Annotated in this window: 12 protein-coding genes; 10 read left to right on the forward strand and 2 right to left on the reverse strand. The window is 64.9% G+C overall.

Features of this window, described 5'->3' with window-relative positions; translation table 11 throughout:
• Positions 1-51 precede the first annotated feature (51 nt).
• The 5 genes from V5G24_RS21825 (at position 52) to V5G24_RS21845 (ending at position 9626) form a co-directional block, all read left to right on the forward strand.
• On the forward strand, positions 52-981 hold the full coding sequence (locus tag V5G24_RS21825; RefSeq protein ID WP_394083308.1) for a protease inhibitor Inh/omp19 family protein: 930 nt from the start codon (positions 52-54) through the stop codon (positions 979-981).
• A 223-nt stretch (positions 982-1204) separates the two neighbouring features.
• Positions 1205-2107, forward strand: coding sequence for a TorF family putative porin (locus V5G24_RS21830; RefSeq protein WP_394083306.1), 903 nt, complete (start codon positions 1205-1207; stop codon positions 2105-2107).
• 493 nt (positions 2108-2600) lie between these two features.
• Positions 2601-7307, forward strand: a complete 4707-nt coding sequence (gene gltB, locus V5G24_RS21835) for a glutamate synthase large subunit (protein ID WP_394083304.1) — start codon at positions 2601-2603, stop codon at positions 7305-7307.
• Positions 7308-7557: 250 nt separating this feature from the next.
• Positions 7558-8982, forward strand: a complete 1425-nt coding sequence (locus V5G24_RS21840; RefSeq protein WP_394083302.1) for a glutamate synthase subunit beta — start codon at positions 7558-7560, stop codon at positions 8980-8982.
• A gap of 383 nt (positions 8983-9365) precedes the next feature.
• Entirely contained in the window at positions 9366-9626 is a 261-nt protein-coding gene (locus V5G24_RS21845; protein ID WP_509292267.1) for a hypothetical protein, read from the forward strand.
• A gap of 88 nt (positions 9627-9714) precedes the next feature.
• On the opposite strand, the gene V5G24_RS21850 is transcribed toward V5G24_RS21845, so the two are convergent.
• Both V5G24_RS21850 and V5G24_RS21855 read right to left on the reverse strand, forming a co-directional pair.
• Positions 9715-10296, reverse strand: coding sequence for a YqaA family protein (locus V5G24_RS21850; RefSeq protein ID WP_394083300.1), 582 nt, complete (start codon positions 10294-10296; stop codon positions 9715-9717).
• A 766-nt stretch (positions 10297-11062) separates the two neighbouring features.
• Positions 11063-12100 (reverse strand): 2-dehydropantoate 2-reductase, encoded by a 1038-nt coding sequence (locus V5G24_RS21855; protein ID WP_394083298.1) that lies wholly within the window; start codon positions 12098-12100, stop codon positions 11063-11065.
• 221 nt (positions 12101-12321) lie between these two features.
• Between V5G24_RS21855 and V5G24_RS21860 the strand changes: the two genes are divergently transcribed.
• The 5 genes from V5G24_RS21860 to V5G24_RS21880 all read left to right on the forward strand — a co-directional run bounded on the left by V5G24_RS21860 (position 12322) and on the right by V5G24_RS21880 (position 17925).
• Positions 12322-13173, forward strand: a complete 852-nt coding sequence (locus V5G24_RS21860) for an IclR family transcriptional regulator (protein ID WP_394083296.1) — start codon at positions 12322-12324, stop codon at positions 13171-13173.
• Positions 13174-13614: 441 nt separating this feature from the next.
• On the forward strand, positions 13615-14628 hold the full coding sequence (locus V5G24_RS21865) for a Bug family tripartite tricarboxylate transporter substrate binding protein (RefSeq protein ID WP_394083294.1): 1014 nt from the start codon (positions 13615-13617) through the stop codon (positions 14626-14628).
• A gap of 71 nt (positions 14629-14699) precedes the next feature.
• Positions 14700-15206 (forward strand): tripartite tricarboxylate transporter TctB family protein, encoded by a 507-nt coding sequence (locus V5G24_RS21870; protein WP_394083292.1) that lies wholly within the window; start codon positions 14700-14702, stop codon positions 15204-15206.
• Positions 15207-15356: 150 nt separating this feature from the next.
• Positions 15357-16871 (forward strand): tripartite tricarboxylate transporter permease, encoded by a 1515-nt coding sequence (locus V5G24_RS21875; RefSeq protein WP_394083290.1) that lies wholly within the window; start codon positions 15357-15359, stop codon positions 16869-16871.
• Positions 16872-17289: 418 nt separating this feature from the next.
• The gene (locus V5G24_RS21880) at positions 17290-17925 is read left to right on the forward strand and encodes a GntR family transcriptional regulator (protein ID WP_394083861.1); all 636 of its coding nucleotides are present in this window, start codon (positions 17290-17292) and stop codon (positions 17923-17925) included.
• The last annotated feature ends 43 nt before the right edge of the window (positions 17926-17968 follow it).

The raw sequence follows: 17968 nt of genomic DNA on the forward strand, positions 1-17968 counted from the left end.
TCGCCCCATATGCTTTAGCGTGACGCTTTCGTGGTGAGACGGAATCGGATCATGCGTCGCCTTCGCCTTGTCTGCGCCGTTGCGCTGATCGCCCCTGCCCTTGCGCATGCCCCTGCCCTTGCGCAAGCCCCTGCCCTTGCGCAAGCCCCCGCCTTCGCGCAGACGCCCGCCGCTGCCGCCGCGCAGGCACAGTCGCCGGCCCAGTTCGATAAGCTCGCCCAGGCCGGTGGCACAGGTTCGGCGTCGCAGAAGCCGGCCGCCAGACCCCAGGCGCCCACCAAGCCGGCGGCGGGTGGGAAATCCGATCCCGCCAAGGTCGACCCCGCGAAGGCCGATGCCGGCAAGGTCGATCCCGTATTACGCGCGCAGGCGGAACAGGCGGCCGGCGCGTTCGTGCTCAGCAGCGCTGACGACCAGCGCAAATGCCCGCTCACCCTGAAAACCGAATCCGCGGCCAACGGCTTCGCCCTGGTCTTCGATGCCGGCGCCTGCACCGGCATCGGCTTCATGCAGCAGGTGGTGGCCTGGACGCCCGATTCGTCCGGGGCGATCCGCCTGATGAACGCGCAGGGCCGGCTGGTGGTGGAGTTCGGCCAAGCGACAGCGGGCAATTACGAGGCGCTGCGGGAGGGCGACGGCGTCTATTTCCTCGCCAGCCCGGCGGCGAGCGCCGATGCGACGGCGGTGCGCGTGGAAGAAATGCTCGGCGATTGGGACCTGGCGCGTGTCGCCGGCACGCCGATCTGCCATGTGGTACTGCTGGAAGAGGCGGCCGCGAACGGCGGGCGCAAGCTGCTACTCGGCACGCCATGCGATCCCGCCATCACCCAGTTCGGTCCGGTGTCCTGGAGCATCGAGGGTGGCAATGTGCTGATGGCGTCCGGCTCCGGCGGCACGCCGCTGCGATTCGCACGGCAGGAAGATGGCGGCTGGGCCAAGGTGCCGGAGCGGGGCAGGCCCCTCTTCCTGTTGCGTCAGTAACACATCAAGACGCCATAAAATATTCACCGACGTGGTGTCGCCACAGTTCCGCCCAAGCGTGGCGCGAAGCGGTTTCATCTTTGCGTTGCACTTTTGCAACATCGAAATCCAGCATCCATGCGGCTTTGCCTAAAGCACAGGCAGGTTGTGCCTTAAATTTCTCATTGGAACGCCTGCAAAAATTTGGTCTCAATCTGTGCAGATATCCATTGGGGGTCACTTGATGAAGAAGATCGTTATTGCCGCAGCTGCCAGCATGCTGCTTTCGGGCGCCGCTTCCGCCGCCGACCTGAGCACCATGCCGGTGAAGGCCGTGGCCCCCGCGCCCGTCGCCCCCATGTGGGATCTGGCCTTCGGCGTGACCGGAACCTCCGATTATCTGTTCCGTGGTATCAGCCAGACGAACAACAACCCGGCGATCCAGGGCTTCGTCGAGCTGCAGATGTTCGACTGGGTCTATTTCAACGTGTGGGCGTCCAACCAGAACTGGGTTGAGAACTTCCTCTGGGACGGCAACAGCTCGCTTGAAGTCGACTTCGCCGGTGGCCTGCGCCACACCTGGGGCAACTTCAGCCTCGACGTCGGCGGCGCCTACTACACCTATCCCGGCAGCGGCAACAGCATCGACCCGACCACGCTGCTGAAGACCGGCCCCGGTTCGACCGACTATAATTATTGGGAAATCTACGCGAAGCCCACCTATGTGGTGGCGCCCTGGCTGACCGTCGGCCTGAACCTCTTCTGGTCCAGCGACTTCGCCTCCACCGGCACGGACGGCACCGCCCTGTCCGGCACCGTCAAGGTTCCCCTGCCGGCCTTCGGCCCGGGTGGCGACTTCGGCTGGTACCTGTCGGGTGAGTTCGGCCATCAGTGGCTCGACACCGCCGCCTACAGCTATTCGGTGACCAACTTCGCTGGCATCACCTACGACACCTCGATCCCCGGCTACAACTGGTGGAATGCCGGCATCGGCTTCACCTATAAGGCCGCCACGATTGACGTGCGCTATTCCGGCACCGACCTCAGCGGCAACGATTGCGCCTTCATCATCGGCAACAACAATGCCTGCGGTGATAAGATCGTCGCCAGCCTCTCCTTCGCGACCTCCTTCAACGCTCTGAAGTGATCGCAGGTCCCCCGTCCTCCGGACGGGGACCTCTTAAAGCGCCGCGCTCCACGCGGCGCTTTTTTTATGCCCGCCGCCATCCAGGCCGGCCCACTGCTGCATCGCACGCGAAACGCAAACCGTCGCAAGCGCAAACCCAGGCGTAAACCTGGGCGCAAGCCCGATTGCGGCGAAGGGGCGGCAATCGGCGGCCCCGCAGCAACGCCATTGCGCGAAACGCCGCCGCGCCGTACCGTTCTTGCGTCGGGTGGCAGCGATGCGCAATTTCCTCTGCTGGGCTTCGCCAAATGCAGGGGCGTTGATCTTGTGAGTTTGCCGCTTTTCTGTCATGTTCAGCGAGATAGGGCAGGGCTACTGCCCTATCAATAGCGTCTCAGCTGTCGGTCATCGCGAGCGTCTGTCCAGGACGCGCGCTTTTACGCGCGGAAGCGCGCCGATCAGCGAGGGTTGCAGTCTGCCGGCACGGCTCCGGCATCAGGGAGAGGGCAAAATCATGGATGCGACCGATCGCAGGGAAGGTTTGACCGGACGGGTGGCTCAGCGCGCCGCCGCCGTGAATGCCGGCGCGATTGTCGGTCGGCCCAAAGCTTTCGGCCTGTTCGATCCCGCCCAGGAGCGGGATGCCTGTGGCGTCGGCTTCATCGCCGATATCAAGGGCCGCAAGTCCCATCGCATCATCGAGGACGGCATCCAGATCCTGCTCAACCTGGAGCATCGCGGCGCCGTGGGCGCGGATCCGCGCGCGGGCGACGGCGCCGGCATGCTGGTGCAGATTCCCCATCGCTTCTTCGCCAAGGAAGCCGCGCGCCTCGGCTTCTCTTTGCCCGAGCCCGGCCATTATGCCGTCGGCCACATCTTCCTGCCCCGTGACGCGGAGGGCGAAGCGATCGTGCGCGCCGCGTTCGAGCGGCTGGTCGCCGAGGAGGGCCTGAGCCTGCTCGGCTGGCGCGACGTGCCCACCGACAATTCCTCGCTCGGCGAAAGCGTGCTGCCCACCGAGCCGCGCCATGTGCATATCTTCCTCGGCCGCGGCGAGAGCATCGCCGACGAGGACGCCTTCGAGCGCCGCCTGTTCGTGCTGCGCAAGATGATCTCCAACGTCATCTATGACGCCAAGGACCCGCGCACTGCCGGCTATTATCCGGTGTCCCTGTCGTGCCGCACCCTGGTCTACAAGGGCATGTTCCTGGCCGACCAGCTGGGCGCCTATTATCCCGACTTGCACGATCCCGATTTCGAGAGCGCGCTGGCGCTGGTGCATCAGCGCTTCTCCACCAACACCTTCCCGGCCTGGCCGCTGGCCCATCCCTATCGGATGGTCGCCCATAACGGCGAGATCAACACGCTGCGCGGCAATGTGAACTGGATGGCGGCGCGGCAGGCGTCGGTGGACACCGAATTGTTCGGCGCCGACATCTCCAAGCTGTGGCCGATCTCCTATGAAGGGCAGTCGGACACCGCCTGCTTCGACAATGCGCTCGAATTCCTGACCCAGGGCGGCTATTCGCTGCCCCACGCGGCCATGATGCTGGTGCCCGAGGCCTGGGCGGGCAATCCGCTCATGGATGAGGAGCGGCGCGCCTTCTACGAATATCACGCCGCCCTCATGGAGCCGTGGGACGGGCCGGCGGCCATCGTCGCCACCGACGGGCGCCAGATCATCGCCACCCTCGATCGCAACGGCCTGCGCCCGGCGCGCTACATGGTGACGAGCGACGATACCATCGTGCTCGCCTCGGAAATGGGCGTGCTCACCCTGCCGGAGGAGAAGATCGTCACCAAGTGGCGCCTCCAACCCGGCAAGATGCTGCTGGTGGACCTGGTGGAAGGCAGGCTCGTGCCCGACGAGGAGATCAAGACCTCGCTCGCCCGCGCCCATCCCTACAAGGAATGGCTGAAGCGCACCCAATTGGTGCTGGAGGACCTGCGCAAGGTCGAAGCGCGCGAGGTGCGCACCGACGTGTCGCTGCTCGATCGCCAGCAGGCGTTCGGCTACACCCAGGAAGACCTGAAGCTGCTCATGGCTCCCATGGCCGTGACCGGCCAGGAAGCGGTCGGCTCCATGGGCACGGATACGCCCATCTCGGTGCTCTCCAACAAGTCGAAGCTGCTGTATTCCTACTTCCAGCAGAATTTCGCCCAGGTGACCAACCCGCCCATCGACCCGATCCGCGAGGAACTGGTCATGAGCCTGGTCTCGTTCATCGGCCCGCGGCCGAACATCTTCGATCTCGAAGGCAATGCCCGCCGCAAGCGCCTGGAAGTGCGCCAGCCCATCCTCACCAATGAGGATCTGGAGAAGATCCGCTCCATCGGCTTCATGGAGGAGCGGTTCGACACCCGCACGCTCGACATCACTTATGCGACCGACAAGGGCGCGGCGGGCATGGAAGGCGCGCTGGAGCGCCTGTGCGAACGCGCCGAGGCGGCTGTCCACGGCGGTTACAATATCATCATCCTATCCGACCGCATGATCGGGCCGGACCGCATCCCGATCCCGTCCTTGCTGGCGACGGCGGCGGTGCATCATCATCTCATCCGCACCGGCCTGCGTACCTCGGTGGGGCTCGTGGTGGAGACCGGCGAAGCGCGCGAAGTGCACCATTTCGCCTGCCTCGCCGGCTATGGCGCGGAAGCGATCAACCCCTACCTCGCCTTCGAGACCCTGCTGGGCATGAAGGAAGACATTCCCGAGGAAGTGGACGAGACCGAGATCGTCAAGCGCTTCATCAAGTCGGTGGACAAGGGATTGCTGAAGGTGATGTCCAAGATGGGCATCTCCACCTATCAATCCTATTGCGGCGCGCAGATCTTCGACGCCGTCGGCCTCTCATCCGAGCTGGTGGCGAAGTATTTCTTCGGCACCGCCACCACCATCGAGGGCGTGGGCCTCTCCGAGGTGGCGGAAGAGACCGTGCGCCGGCACAAGCTCGCCTTCTCCGACGCGCCGGTCTACCGGCTCGCGCTCGACGTGGGCGGGGAATATGCCTATCGCATCCGCGGCGAGGAGCATGCTTGGTCGCCCGACAGCGTCGCCACCCTCCAGCATGCCGTGCGCGGCAATGCGCAGGATCATTACCGCGCCTTCGCCAAGATGATGAACGCGCCGGCGGACGGCCAGCCGCTTACCATCCGCTCGCTGTTCCGCCTGCGCGATGCGGGCGAGATCGGTAATGCGCCGGTGGACCTGGCCGATGTCGAGCCGGCGGCCGAGATCGTCAAGCGCTTCTCCACGGGCGCCATGTCGTTCGGCTCCATCTCGCGCGAGGCGCACACCACGCTCGCCATCGCCATGAACCGGATCGGCGGCAAGTCGAATACCGGCGAGGGCGGCGAGGAGGCGGAGCGCTACAAGCCTCTGCCCAACGGCGATTCCATGCGCTCGGCCATTAAGCAGGTGGCCTCGGGCCGGTTCGGCGTGACCACGGAATATCTGGTCAATTCCGACGTCATGCAGATCAAGGTCGCGCAGGGTGCCAAGCCCGGCGAGGGCGGCCAATTGCCCGGCCACAAGGTCGATGCGGTGATCGCCAAGGTGCGCCACTCCACCCCCGGCGTCGGCCTCATCTCGCCGCCGCCGCACCACGATATCTATTCCATCGAGGATCTGGCGCAGCTCATCTATGACCTGAAGAACGTCAATCCGGCGGCGGACGTCTCGGTGAAGTTGGTGTCGGAAGTGGGCGTGGGCACAGTCGCGGCGGGCGTCGCCAAGGCGCGCGCCGACCACATCACCATTTCCGGCTTCGAGGGCGGCACGGGCGCGTCCCCGCTCACCGCCATCAAGCACGCCGGCTCGCCGTGGGAGATCGGCCTTGCCGAGACCCAGCAGACCCTGGTGGCGAACCGGCTGCGCGGCCGCATCGTGTTGCAGGTGGACGGCGGGCTGCGCACCGGCCGCGATGCCGTCATCGGCGCGCTGCTGGGAGCCGACGAGTTCGGCTTCTCCACCGCGCCCCTGATCGCGGCGGGCTGCATCATGATGCGCAAGTGCCATCTGAACACCTGCCCGGTGGGCGTGGCGACCCAGGACCCGGTGCTGCGCAAGCGCTTCAAGGGCACGCCCGAGCACGTGATCAATTATTTCTTCTTCATCGCGGAGGAGATGCGCGAGATCATGGCGCAGCTCGGCTTCCGCTCGGTGGAAGAGATGGTGGGCCGGGTGGACGCCTTGGACCGCCAGCCGGCCATCGACCATTGGAAGGCGAACGGGCTCGACTTCTCCCGCATCTTCGCCCAGCCGAACATGCCGGCGGACGTCTCCATCCGCCACAACGAGCGCCAACACCACCCGATCGAGAAGGTGCTCGACCGCACCCTGATCGCCAAGGCCATGCCCGCGCTGGAGCGCGGCGAAAAGGTGGTGATCGACAGCCCGATCCGCAGCGTGGACCGCTCGGTGGGCGCCATGCTCTCGGGCGAGGTGGCCAAGCGCCATGGCGGCGCCGGCCTGCCGGACGACACCATCACGGTGAACCTCTCCGGCACCGCGGGCCAGGCGTTCGGCGCCTTCCTCATGACCGGCGTGACGGTGAACCTCGTGGGCGAAGCGAACGATTACGTAGGCAAGGGCCTCTCGGGCGGCCGCATCGTCGTGCGCCCGCCGGCCAATTCCATCATCGTCGCGGAGGAATCCATCATCGTCGGCAATACGGTGATGTACGGCGCCACCGATGGGGAATGCTATTTCCGCGGGGTCGCGGGCGAGCGCTTCGCGGTGCGCAATTCGGGGGCAGTCGCCGTCGTTGAAGGCACCGGCGACCATGGCTGCGAATATATGACCGGCGGCATCGTGGTGGTGATCGGCCAGACCGGGCGGAATTTCGCGGCCGGCATGTCCGGCGGCGTCGCCTATGTGCTGGACGAGGACAAGAGCTTCGCCAAGCGCTGCAACCTCTCCATGGTGGATATCGAGCCGGTGGAAGAAGAGGAAGACCTTCTGGAACGCCTGCACCATCATGGCGGCGATCTGGAGTTCAAGGGCCGCATCGACGTGCAGGGCGACATGTCCCGGCATGACGAGGAGCGCTTGCACCAGTTGATCGCCAAGCATCTGCACTATACCGGCTCCACCCGCGCCCAGACGATCCTGGATAATTGGGCCGATTACCGCAGCAAATTCGTGAAAGTCATGCCGGTGGAATATCGCCGTGCCTTGCGCGAGATGGAAAAGCGGCGCGGTCTTCAGGCGGCGGAATAAAGTTTCCGCACGTCCCGCCCCCCTTTCCCGCGTGCGGGGCAGGGGGGCGAGGGGGCGCGGAAGCAAGAAAGCTTCCGGCGGCCCTCAGCACGACATCCGCCGCAGCGCGGCGCCCCCACCCAACCCTCCCCCGCACGCGGGAGAGGGCTTTGGGGTCGCATGCCGCAAAAGCGGAGTCCTCAAGCTGGAACAATTCTTGTAATGGAGCTATCGGCGCCGGGCGCGCGACGCGGCTCCTGGAGGGGATCGAATGGGTAAGGTTACGGGGTTCCTGGAAATTGATCGGCGCGAGCAGAAGTATCAGCCCGCGTCCGACCGCATTCGCCATTTTCGCGAATTCACCTTGCCCCTGCCCGACCCCGAGGTGGCGAATCAGGCCGCCCGCTGCATGGATTGCGGCATTCCCTTCTGCCACGGTCCCACCGGCTGCCCGGTGCACAACCAAATCCCGGACTGGAACGACCTCGTCTATCAGGGCGATTGGGAGGAGGCGTCGCGCAACCTCCATTCCACCAATAATTTCCCCGAGTTCACCGGCCGCATCTGCCCCGCCCCGTGCGAGGAAGCCTGCACGCTGAACCTGGAAGACGTGCCGGTCACCATCAAGACGGTGGAACAGGCGATCGCCGACAAGGCGTGGAAGAACGGCTGGATCAGGCCCGAGCCGGCGCAGGCGAAGACCGGACGCTCGGTGGCCGTGGTCGGCTCCGGCCCGGCCGGCCTTGCCGCCGCCCAGCAGCTCGCCCGCGCGGGCCACGACGTGCATGTGTTCGAGCGCGAGCCCAAGGCCGGCGGCCTGCTGCGCTACGGCATCCCCGACTTCAAGATGGAGAAGGTGCACATCGACCGCCGCGTCGCCCAGATGGAGGCGGAAGGCGTCACATTCCATTATGGCGTCAATGTCGGCGTGACGAAGCCGGTTCAGGAATTGCTCGACAATTACGACGCAGTGCTGCTGGCCGGCGGTTCGGAAGCCCCGCGCGACCCGCGCCTGCCGGGCCAGGAATTCGAGGGCGTGCATTTCGCCATGCCCTATCTGGTGCAGCAGAATCGCCGCGTCGGTGGCGAGGATGTGGGCCGCGAGCATCCCCTGCTGGCTTCCGGCCGCCATGTGGTGGTGGTGGGCGGCGGCGATACCGCATCCGACTGCGTGGGCACGGCGTTCCGCCAGGGCGCGCTTTCGGTGTCCCAGCTGGACATCCGCCAGGTACCGCCCATGAAGGAGGACAAGCTGGCGGTGTGGCCCTATTGGCCCACCAAGTTCCGCACCTCCTCTTCCCAAGCGGAAGGCGCCGAGCGCGAGTTCGCCTGCGCAACGCTCGGCATCGAGGGCCGCAACGGCCGCGTCACCGGCGTGAAGTGCGTGCGCGTGGACGAGCGGCGCCAGCCCATCCCCGGCACGGAATTCGTGCTGCGCGCCGATCTGGTGTTCCTCGCCATCGGCTTCGCCGCGCCGCTGCACGAGGGCATGCTGGACCAGTCCGGCGTCACCTATGATAAGCGCGGCAATGTGGAAGCCGACGAGACCGCCTATCTCACCTCCGTGCCCAAGCTCTATGCGGCGGGCGACATGCGGCGTGGCCAGTCGCTGGTGGTGTGGGCGATCCGCGAGGGCCGTCAGGCTGCGCACGCCATCGACAAGGACCTGATGGGCGAAACCACCCTGCCCCGCTGAAACGCCACCACGCTGCGACAGCCCGACACGATCCAGGCGCCCGCCCACACCACTGTGGGCGCCCGGAACGGCTCGGATTGAGACATGGCGCGAGAGAGGCCGCGTTTGATCGCGCCGCAGGCGGCGGCCAATTGCGGCATCGCCGGCGAGCGCTTCAATCCCGGCAAGATTTGGAACAAATTACGAAAATGTGGCCGCGGAACCGATCAAATAGTTGACAGCATTCGACAGATCGCGCACCCTCTCACATCTTCGAGATCTTAAGTTAAACTAACGTATCTATTTACGATACGTAAGTCTTACGGCTCGAACCTAAAGCATGAGTGATTGTCATCGCCCGTGGCGGTTAAATCTCGGCATCCAAACCCATTGGAGATGCCGACATGCGCACCGTTTCGAAAAGCCTTCTTTCGCTGACACTCCTGGCTTCCCTCACCGTTGCGGCAACGCCATCCGCGTTTGCTGCCACCAAGCACAAGCCGGCTCAGACTCATGAGCGGTTGCTTCCTGCTGCGGCGCAGCCCGTAGCTCTGGCCAGCGCCCCGACCGCCTTCCCCTTCAATTGGACCGCGCCGACCCATGAGGATCCGGCCAAGGATCCCCATTGGGGTCCGGCCCACAATGCCAGCCCTGCTCTGTGGTGACCGGCGCCTGATAGCGCCCGTGCGAGCGGCCCACAACGCCGCTCGCACGGCCGGCACCGAACGAACGAGGGACCATTGCGGCCCCTCTTCACACGAGATAGGCGGCGACCACCAGGCCGATGACCACCACGGCGAGCAGCCCGAGGGTGACAAGGCCGAGGCGCTTCTCGATGAATTCACGGGCGGCCGGGCCGAAATAGCGCAGGAGCGCCGCCAGCAGAAAGAAGCGCGCGCCGCGGGTGATCAGCGACAACACCATGAACCAGAATAGATTATAATTGGCAAAGCCCGAGGTGATGGTGACGAGCTTGTAGGGGATGGGCGTGATCCCCTTCAGCAGGATCACCCAATGACCGTAATGAGCATAGGCTTCGCGAAAGCCCTCCACCTTCTGGCCGTAGCCATAGAGATTGATGAGGAATTGCCCCACGCTGTCATAGAGCAGCGCGCCGATGGCATAGCCCACCAGCCCGCCGGCGACCGATGACAGTGTGGCGATGAGCGCATAGGTCCAGGCCTTGTCCGGCCGGGCCAGGGTCATGGGCACCTGAAGCACATCCGGCGGAATGGGAAAGATGGAGCTTTCCGCGAACGAGACCACGCCCAAGGCCCAGGGCGCGGACGGGCGCGCGGAATAGGCGATCACCCAATCATAGAGTTTGCGAAGCATCGGGATTCTTTGCGGTGCGGGAGGCTCGGCCGGGTCTAGACGCGGCGGGCGCGCCTGTCCAGACGGGTGTGGACGGCAGACGTTGGTAGAGTTGCGTGCTGCGTTGCAGAAAGGTAGGAACCAGTCGCACGTCTGCGACATTAACCACCTTGAAATGCGGACGGTGGGCGCAGCCCTCCGGTGAGCCGGGTTTAACCAAATGGGAACCAGTGTGGCGGCACCGTGTCGCCAGCCGCGGTCCCTTTTGGGGACCAGAATTTAGTTATGAGATCCGTCATGCTGAAGCGCATTGCCGTCTTTGCCGTCCTCGTCCTCGGCTACGCCCTCACCGGTGTCGCGCTCAATGCCGGCGATTTCAGTCACACCGGCGCGCCGGTGGCCATGGCCGCCGAGTGAGCTTTTCCGCCGGGCCGATGCCCGGTGGACCACGCCCGTTCGCGGCAGGTGCGCGACCCCTGATTTCCCACCTATCCGCTTGAAACGTCTCGCGCTTCGATCAGAGATCGGCGTCGCTGAAGCCCTCCCCCCATCGCCGCATAAAAGAGAGGCCGGCCCGAAACCCGGACCGGCCCAAGATGCTCTGGAGGGAGGCGTATTCCGCCCGCGCGGGCGGGAAATGAATTGACGGGCCTCGGCGCCGGTGCCCCGCCCGGCCCTGGCCGCGACGAGGCCCGTCTTGCCCCAGGTGCGGGTTTGGGCGCGCGGTCCCAGGGCAATCCTTAAAGAATGCGAGCCGCCCCGCGAGCGGCCCGATTTGCGCCAAGGCTCAGTGCGCCACCGCCTTTGCGGAGGCGAGGTCGGCAGCGGTCAGGGGCGGGCAGGACAGATGCCCGCCGAGACCGGCGACGGCGGCGCGCTGGCGCACCAGGGCCAGCACCACGTCGAGGGTGGGGGTCGGCACATCCACCAGGCGCCCCATTTCCTGCACCACGGTCACCAGGGGGTCGATTTCCATCGGCCGGTCCCGCTCCAGATCCTGGAGCATGGAGGTCTTGTGCGCCCCCACGGCGCCGGCGCCATTGATGCGGCGCTCCACATCCACGCGGAAATTCACGCCGAGCCGATTGGCGATGGTCTGCGCCTCGATCATCATCGACCGGGCGACGGCGCGGGTATCGGGATCGGAGGCGATCACGTCCAGCGTCGCATGGGTCAGGGCGCTGATGGGATTGAAGCAGAGATTGCCCCACAGCTTGAGCCATAATTCGTCGCGGATATTGTCCAGCACCGGCGCGCGCAGGCCGGCCTTGCCCATCATCTCGCTGAGGCGCTCGACGCGGGCGCTCTTCTCGCCCGAAGGCTCGCCGATCGGGAATTTGTCGCCATAGACGTGCTGGATGACGCCAGGAGCGACCACCTCGGTCGCCGGATAGACGATACAGCCGATGGCCCGCTCGGGGCGCAGCACGTCCCACTGCTTTCCACCCGGATCGATGCTTTCCAGCGTGCGGCCTTCCAAGGCGCCGCCGGACTTGTAGAAATACCAATAGGGCACGCCGTTCACGGCGGTGACGACGCTGGTATCATTGCCCAGCAGCGGGCGCATGCGATCCACCACGCTCGGCACCGAATGGGCCTTGAGGGCGATGAAGACATAATCCTGCGGGCCGAGTTCGGCGGGATCGTCGGTGGCGCGCACCTTGGCGACACGCTCCTCGCCGTTGATGAGCAGCTTGACCCCGTTCTGCTGCATCGCCTCCAGATGCCCGCCCCGCGCCACGAGGCTGACATCGGCGCCGGCCAGCGACAGCTGCACGCCCAGATACCCGCCGATGGCCCCCGCCCCGTAAATGCAAACCTTCATGGCGTTGCCTCCCATGCCCCGAGCTTCCCGCTCGAATGCCGTATAATGTATACCAGAAAACCAGACGACCGGTGCCGTCGTCAAATCCTATTTCATGATATTCGTGAGAAATCTTTCCAGAATGTGGAAAATTGTCACAGCGGCTCGCCGCACCCCCGTTTCGCTGTAAGGTGCGCCCCGCTGGCTTCCGTCACGGAGCCATGAATTGGGCGAAACCACCCATGCCAGATACCGAGATCCTGCCCCGCCGCCGCGGCCGCCCCGCCTCCACCGCCCCGGACGCGGGCGGAGAAGTGCAGTCGCTGGATCGCGCGGTGGCCCTGCTGCGCGTGCTTGCGGACGCTGACGGGATGAGCCTGTCGGATATCGCCAAGAAGGCGGACCTGCCGGCTTCCACCGTGCATCGCCTGCTGGCGACCTTGCAGAAGCGCCAGCTGGTGAACCATGACCATGAGAACGGCCTATGGACGGTGGGCCTCGGCCTGTTCCGCATCGGCGCGGCGTACCTGCGCATCCGCAAGCTGCCGGATATCGGCCGCCCGGTGATCCGGCGCCTGCTGCACGAGACCGACGAGACGGTGAATCTCGCCATGTTCGACGGCAACGAACTGGTGGTGGTGGCCCAGGCCGAGGGTCATTCGGCGGTGCGCGCCTTCTTCCGGCTCGGCGCGCGCCTGCCGCTGCACGCCACGGCCGCGGGAAAATGCATCCTGGCGGTGGCGAGCCCGGCGTTCCGCGGCGCCTGCCTCGCCCAGATGCGCTATGAAGCCTTCACGGTGCGCACCCACCGCACCGAGCGTTCGCTGATGGACGATGTGGGTGCGATCGAGGCGCGCGGCTTCGCCATCGATGACGAGGAACATACCCTCGGCATGCGGGCGGTGGCGGCGCCCATCTTCAACGAATGGCGCGAACCCATTGGCGCTGTGTCGGTATCCGGCCCGGCTGTGCGCATGAGCGACGACCGCATCGCGCGCCTCGGCCCGCGCATCGCCTCCGCCGCCGAACAGATGACACGCCTGTATTCCGGCGCCGACGAAGTGCTGCCGCCGGAATTCGTCGCTTATCGCTGATGGCGGCGGCGCGCGACGTCTTTGAGCACATTCCGTTCGGACGGCATCGCCATTTGAACGGTAGAACGTTCTCTATTAGCGTTGTTGAGCCGCCATGCGGTCAAACGCTTCATCATGCCCGCGCCGACGAAACATTCGGCCGCCCACAGGCCCCGGCCCACACGCCCGTTTCGCTGCATTGCACACCGTTCAATTCAGGAAGATGCGGCGGAGAGCGGGCATTGCGCACCGCGCCTTCTGGCATATTGTATTATTTATTTTGATTTGAAGTATTCGGCGCACGATATGCCGGAGCGTCAATTTCATTTGCACGCCTTTGACATACAATATACTCTTCTCTCATCCGCTCCTAGCCAGAGCGGCAATAAAAGCAGCTACGTCAATACGTTAGGGAAGGTGATCCGCTTACTTAAGAAAGCGGACGATCGGGAGGAAAAACGAATGCGTTTGGCCCTAGCCAATTCCGTGAAGCAGTTTGCGGCCGTTCTGGCCGCTGCGGCAGCCTTGTCGCCCTTGCCCGCGCTTGCGTGGGAGCCCACGAAGAATGTGGAATTCATCGTTCCCGCCGGCACCGGCGGCGGCGCCGACCAGATGGCCCGCGTCATTCAGGGCATCATCCAGAAGAACAATCTGATGACCCAGTCGATGGTGGTCATCAACAAGTCCGGCGGCGCCGGCGCCGAAGGCTTCCTCGACATGAAGGGATCCGCCGGCAATCCGCATAAGATCATCATTTCTCTGTCCAACATCTTTACGACGCCGCTCGCCACCGGCGTGCCGTTCAAATGGGACGACCTGACGCCGGTTTCCATGCTGGCGCTCGACGAATTCGTCCTGTGGGTGAACGCCAAGGCGCCCTATTCCGACGTGAAGGGCTATCTCGAAGCCCTGAAGACCGCGGCCCCCGGCAGCGAATTCAAGATGGGCGGCACCGGCTCCAAGCAGGAAGACCAGATCATCACCGCCGCCATCGAGCAGAAGACCGGCGCCAAGTTCATCTACGTCCCGTACAAGGGCGGCGGAGACGTGGCGGCGCAGCTGGTCGGTGGGCACGTGACCTCTTCCGTCAACAATCCCATCGAGGCCGTCTCGCAATGGCGCGCCGGCGAGCTGAAGCCGATCTGCGTGTTCGATGACGTGCGCCTCGCCTATAAGACTCCGGTCACTGCCGACAAGTCCTGGGGCGATATCCCGACCTGCAAGGAAGGCGGGCTCGACATCGAATATTTGATGCTGCGCGGCATCTTCATGGCGCCCAAGGTCACCAAGGAACAGACCGATTATTATATCGATCTGTTCAAGCGCGTGCGCGCAACCAAGGACTGGGCCGACTTCATGGAGAAGGGCGCGTTCAACACCTCGGCCCTGACCGGTGAAGAGTATAAGGCCTGGCTCGGCAAGGCCGCCGATACACATCGCACGCTCATGGAGAAGGCGGGCTTCATCGCCAAGTGATGGACCGCCGGGGCGGCTGCGCCGTCCCGGCACCCATCTGCGGCGGTGATCTCCAAAGGGAGGTTGCAAGCATGTCATCGGATGTCGAAAAGACCCAGAAAACAGTCTCAAACCGCACGATGGAAATCGTCGTCGCGCTGATGTTCATGGCGCTGGCGGTGGTGGTGATGGCCGATAGCTGGCGCGTCGGCGCGCGCTGGGCGGCAGATGGCCCGCAGGCTGGCTATTTTCCCTTCTATATCGGCCTCATCATGTTCATCGCCAGCGTGGGCACGATGGTGCAGAACATCATCACGAAGACTCCCGACCTGACCAATTTCGTCGATCGCGAGCCCTTCATGCAGGTGCTGAAGGTTCTGGTGCCGACCATCGTCTATGCCGTCCTGATTACGCTCATCGGCATCTATGTTGCCTCGGTGATCTTCATCGCCTTCTTCATGTGGTGGCTCGGCAAGTACAAGCTGCCCATCATCCTCCCGGTCGCCATTGGCGTGCCGCTGGCCTTGTTCGTGATGTTCGAGGTCTGGTTCCTGGTGCCCCTGCCCAAGGGCCCGCTGGAAACAGCATTCGGCTATTGATCGCGGCCGCCCGCGCGCCGGGCGCCCGCCAATCCGCAGGTCCCGCGCCGTCCCGGCTCAGCCGCGACGCCGACCCGACCGCATCCGCCGCCAAAAACACAACACCCGCATGTCCAGGCAAGGGTTGCCGGGGCCGAGGGGAGGAATTCCGTGGAAGCGCTCACATCACTCATCGGAGGTTTTTCCGTCCTCGCCGATCCGATGAACATTGTCTACATGTTCGTCGGCATCGCGCTGGGCGTGCTGATCGGCGTGCTGCCGGGCCTCGGGGGCGCCAATGGCGTCGCCATCCTGCTGCCGCTGACATTCTCGATGACGCCGGTCTCGGCGATCATCATGCTCTCGTCGATTTATTGGGGGGCGCTGTTCGGCGGCGCCATCACGTCGATCCTGTTCAACATTCCAGGCGAACCCTGGTCCGTTGCGACAACCTTCGATGGCCATCCCATGGCCCAGAAGGGCAAGGCGGGCGAAGCGCTGACCGGGGCCTTCACCGGCTCCTTCATCGGCGCCTTCTTCGCCGTGCTGCTCATCACCTTCCTGGCCCCGGTGATCGCCAAGTTCGCGCTGCAATTCGGCCCGGCTGAATTCTTCGCGGTCTATCTGCTCACCTTCTGCTCGTTCGTGGGCATGGGGCGCGAATCACCGTTCAAGGTGCTCGCGGCCATGACGCTGGGCTTCGCCCTGGCGGCGGTGGGCATCGACACCGTGACCGGGCAATTGCGCATGACCTTCGGGTCGGTGGAACTGCTGCGCGGCTTCGACTTCCTGGTGGCGGTCATCGGCCTGTTTGGGGTGGGCGAAATCCTCCTGACCATGGAAGAGGGCCTCGCCTTCAAGGGCAAGAGCGCCAAGATCAATCCGAAGGTCGTGTTCCAGACCTGGGCGCGTCTGCCCGCTTACTGGGCCGGCATGCTGCGCTCGGCCATCGTCGGCTGCTGGATGGGCATCACCCCCGGCGGCGCGACCCCCGCCTCCTTCATGAGCTACGGCCTTGCCAAGAAGTTCTCCAAGAACGGAGCCAATTTCGGCAAGGGCGAGCTGGAAGGCGTCGTGATGCCGGAAGTGGCGGCCCATGCGGCCGGCACCTCGGCCTTGCTGCCGATGCTCACGCTCGGCATCCCCGGCTCGCCCACGGCGGCGGTGCTGCTTGGTGGCCTGCTGATCTGGGGCCTGCAGCCGGGTCCGCTGCTGTTCGTCGAGCAGAAGGACTTCGTGTGGGGCCTGATCGCCTCGATCTATCTCGGCAATATCGCCGGCCTGATCGTGGTGCTCACCACCGTGCCGCTGTTCGCGGCGATCCTGCGCATCCCGTTCAGCGTGATCGCGCCGATCATCCTGGTGATCTGCGCGGTGGGCGCCTACACGGTGCACAATGCCGGCCTGGACATCGCCGTGATGCTGGTGTTCGGCGTCGTCGGCTATGTGTTCAAGAAGCTCGACTATCCCCTGGCGCCCCTGGTGCTCGCCCTGGTGCTCGGAGACATGGCGGAAAGCTCGTTCCGCCAAGCCATGCTGGTGTCGCAAGGCCATCTCTCCATCTTCTGGTCGAACCCGCTGGTGGGCTCCATCGTGACCCTCGCTTTGGTCATGCTGTTCTGGCCGGCCATCAGCGCCATCAAGGCGCGGATGACCAAGGGCACCCGGCACGCCGCGGCGGAGTGAGCCCGGCACCATGAACGAAGCCGGCGGCGGCGCCGCCGGCTTTCCCCCGCTGAACGCACGCGAGGAGAGGACGGGCCCGCCCGCTCGGAAGGCCGTGCCTCACTGCGGCCGCAGCTTGCGGCAATGCTGCTTAGCGGCATCGCGCACCGGCCTCGGCCGCCTTCACCGACCCGGCATTGCGGCGGCTTCACGCAGGCCCATCCGCCGCACCCATGCCCCTGAAGTCGTTGCACCGCAGCATGTTTCGCCGTCTCGGGGGTATTGCACCCCAGGCTAGCATACAGTACACAGTATTTCACCGACGGCGCGCGCCCGCCAGAAGGCGCAGGCCACAGGGAAGGGAACAACAGTCGTGCATCAGGTCGCCGACACACCAAAGCTCAACGTGGAGCCGCTTGGCGCCTCCTCGAGCTTGCGCATGCTGGCCTATGACGCACTGAAGCGGGCCATTACCGAGATGGACATCTATGGTTCAACCGCGGAATTCAGGCTCGACGAGCGCCAGCTCTCGGAAGACCTTGGCGTAAGCCGCACCCCCATCCGCGAAGCCATGACGGTGCTGGAGCAGGAAGGCTTCGTGCGCTCCGTGCCGCGGCGCGGCATCTTCGTGGTGCGCAAGACCAAGCGCGAAATTCTCGAAATGATCACCGTGTGGGCCGCGCTGGAAGGCATGGCCGCCCATCTCGCAGCGACCCGCGCGAGCGCCGCCGACCTCAAGAGCCTGCGCCGCCTGTTCAACGATTTCGAGCAGGAGCCGCCGCACGCCCACACCAACGAATATTCCCAGGCCAATATTGCCTTCCACCAGGCCATCATCCGCATGGGCGGGTGCAACCTGATCGTGGACATGACGCAGAACCTGCTGCTTCACATGCGCGCCATCCGCGCGGTCTCGATCCGCCAGGAAAACCGGCTGGAAACATCGATCCGCGAGCACACGGGGATCATCGACGCGCTCGAAAGCCGCGACCCGGAGCGCGCCGAGCGCCTGGTGCGCGAGCACACGCTGGGCCTTGCGGCTCATGTCGAGAAACACGGAGTTTTTCCCGCATAGGCCGCGCGTGGCCGGGCGGGAAATTGGACATCGCAAGGAGACG

It is taken from the genome of Roseixanthobacter finlandensis (genome assembly GCF_043195105.2).
Classification (GTDB): domain Bacteria; phylum Pseudomonadota; class Alphaproteobacteria; order Rhizobiales; family Xanthobacteraceae; genus NCEH01.